Source organism: Mesorhizobium sp. M7A.F.Ca.CA.002.15.2.1 (genome assembly GCF_003998715.1).
Taxonomy (GTDB): Bacteria; Pseudomonadota; Alphaproteobacteria; order Rhizobiales; family Rhizobiaceae; genus Mesorhizobium; species Mesorhizobium ciceri.
Window position 1 is genome coordinate 1 of the sequence record NZ_RZPI01000687.1, and the last position, 2,883, is coordinate 2,883.

General features: G+C 61.2%; 3 protein-coding genes. All 3 read left to right on the plus strand.

Annotation, left to right across the window (positions count from 1 at the left end):
* The coding region (locus ENZ74_RS27585; RefSeq protein ID WP_127313138.1) for an ATP-binding protein at nucleotides 1–886 on the plus strand (886 nt) is incomplete at its 5' end.
* A 112-nt stretch (nucleotides 887–998) separates the two neighbouring features.
* Nucleotides 999–1,724 (plus strand): phosphate signaling complex protein PhoU, encoded by a 726-nt coding sequence (gene phoU / locus ENZ74_RS27590; RefSeq protein WP_013533646.1) that lies wholly within the window; start codon nucleotides 999–1,001, stop codon nucleotides 1,722–1,724.
* A gap of 90 nt (nucleotides 1,725–1,814) precedes the next feature.
* Complete coding sequence (locus tag ENZ74_RS27595; protein WP_013533645.1) at nucleotides 1,815–2,825, plus strand: magnesium and cobalt transport protein CorA; 1,011 nt, start codon at nucleotides 1,815–1,817, stop codon at nucleotides 2,823–2,825.
* Nucleotides 2,826–2,883: the final 58 nt, after the last annotated feature.

The window sequence follows — 2,883 nt, forward strand, 5'->3', positions numbered from 1 at the left end:
GAAATTCCGGGCGCCGGAAATGCAGGCTCTGCTGGATGGCGTGCTATCGGGCGATGTCGCCTCCGATATCGTCGACTATACGGAGAAGCTGCCGGTCGAACGGGCTTACCGGGTGAGCGTGTCCTCGGTCGGTCACGCCACCGATCTCTATGTGCTGGTGTTCAAGGACCAGAGCGAAACGCGCAGGATCGACCGCATGCGCGCCGACTTCATCGCCAATGCCAGCCACGAACTGCGCACCCCACTTGCCTCCATCGCCGGCTTTATCGAAACGCTGCGCGGGCCAGCCCGCAACGACGCGGCGGCGCGCGACCAGTTTCTGCAGATCATGCAGAGCCAGACCGGCCGCATGGCGCGTCTGATCGACGATTTGTTGTCGCTGTCGCGGCTCGAGATGAAACCCTATCTGAAGCCGGGAACCGAGGTGGACCTGCGCCAGACCGTCGACAGCGTCATCGACTCGCTCGGACCGCTGGCCAGCGAAAACGCCGTTGCCATCGAGCGGCGCTACGCCGACGGACCGCTTCATGTGCCTGGCGATCGCGATGAGCTTTTCCAGGTTTTCGAGAACCTCCTGGAAAACGCCTGCAAATACGGGCAGTCGGGTGGGCGCGTGGTTGTATCCATAGCGCATAGCGATGCCGGACCAGAGCCGGGCATCGACGTGACGATCAGGGACTTTGGCCCTGGCATTCCCGAGGAGCACATTCCGCGCATTACCGAGCGCTTCTACCGCGTCGATGTCGAGACCAGCCGGACCCAGAAAGGCACCGGCCTCGGCCTGTCGATCGTCAAGCATATCCTGACGCGCCACAACGCCCGGCTTTCGATCAAGTCCGAAGTCGGCAACGGCGCGGCATTCTCGGTTCATTTGCCGGCGCACTGATATCGCCCTAATTCAAGGGCACTGTTTCTTTTTTCTGTCATCCGGCTAGCGTATCAGCGGGGATTCGAGGAAACGACTCAAAATCAAAACACCCCGTGGGAAGGCATTTGCCATGCAGTCCGTGCACATCGTCAGCGCTTATGACGAGGAGTTGAAATATCTGTCGAAGCGCATCGCCGCGATGGGTGGCCATGCCGAGCGCATGGTCGAACAGGCGGTCACCGCTCTCGTCAATGCCGACCCGGGCCTTGCCCAGAAGGTCATCCGCGACGATACCGTACTGGACGAGGGCCAGCGCGAAATCGACGACAAGGCGATCATCATCATTGCCAAGCGTCAGCCGATGGCGGCGGATTTGCGCGAGATAGTCGGGACCATCCGCATCTCCGCCGACCTCGAACGGGTTGGCGATCTCGCCAAGAACGTTGCCAAGCGGGTTGTCGCCGTCACCGACGGACGCCAGCCGACCAGCCTGTTCCGCGGCCTCGAGGCTCTGTCCAACCTGGCATTGACCCAGCTCAAGGAAGTGCTCGACGTCTACGCGTCCCGTTCGGTGGAGAAGATCGGCTTCGTGCGCGATCGTGACGACCAGATCGACGCCATGTACACATCGCTGTTTCGCGAATTGCTGACCTACATGATGGAAGATCCGCGCAACATCACGCCCTGCACGCATCTGCTGTTTTGCGCCAAGAACATCGAGCGTATCGGTGATCACGCCACCAACATAGCCGAGACCATCTACTACATCGTCACCGGCGATCAGTTGCCGGCTGAGCGGCCCAAGGGCGACAAGACCGACAAAATCAGCCTTTCCGAGACGCAGCCGGTGAAGTGAACGCCGCCTCTCGAACCGTCACCCGATTTACGATAAGCTTTCCGGGCTTTGCCTCTATCCTCGTCCGTGGATTTGCTCCGGGAGGTCGTGATGGAAAATGTTCGGAACCTGACCCCGGCGCCTGCGCCGATATCCGGCATTATCGCTTGCGGCGTTTACACCGCGGGCCGCCGCATCGCCGACATTCCCATCGAGGAAGCCGGCGAATGGGCAAAAAAATCCGGTCACGTCGTCTGGATCGGCCTGTTGGAGCCCGACCGTAACCTGTTGCTGCGCGTCCAGGCGCAGTTTCACCTGCATGAGCTGGCGATCGAGGATGCCGAGCACCCGCACCAGCGGCCGAAGATCGAGCAATATGGCGACGCCTTGTTCATCGTCGCCCGCACCGCGCAGCTGATCGAGGGCCGGGTCACCTTCGGCGAGACCCATTTGTTCGTCGGCTCAGGCTACATAGTCAGCGTCAGGCACGGTCCCTCGACGTCCTATGCCGCCGTTCGTCAGCACTGGGAAAGCTGCCCGCACTCGCTGGCCAAGGGCGAGGATTTCGTCCTCTATGCCATCCTCGATTTCATCGTCGACAATTACATGCCGGTGCTCGAGCAGATCGAGGACGAGGTCGAGGCGATCGAGGACAAGGTTCTGCTGAAGCCGATGACCGCTCCCGACATAGAGCGGCTCTATATGCTGCGCCGCGATCTCCTGCGCCTGCGCAATGCCGCGCTTCCGCTGGTCGAAGTCTGCCGAAGGCTGACCAGCGCCGAGCTGCCGCAGATCCACACCGCCATGCATCCGCTGTTCCGCGACGTCACCGATCACATCCGCACCGTTCAGGAGAAGATCGACAGCCTGCGCGAGGTGCTGGCATTCGCTTTCGAGGCGAGCTTGCTGGTCGGCCAGAGTCAGGAAACGGCCAACACCAAGAAGCTCGCTTCCTGGGCCGCAATCCTGGCGGTGCCGACGGCGCTCGCCGGCATTTACGGCATGAACTTCAGCGACATGCCGGAACTGAAGATGGAATACGGCTATCCGGTGGTTCTGGCCACGATCGCGCTGATCTGCGCGTTTCTGTATTGGCGGTTCAGGAAGAATGGCTGGTTGTGAAGTAGGGCAGTAGGGCAGTAGGGCAGTAGGGCAGTAGGGCAGTAGGGCAGTAGGGCAG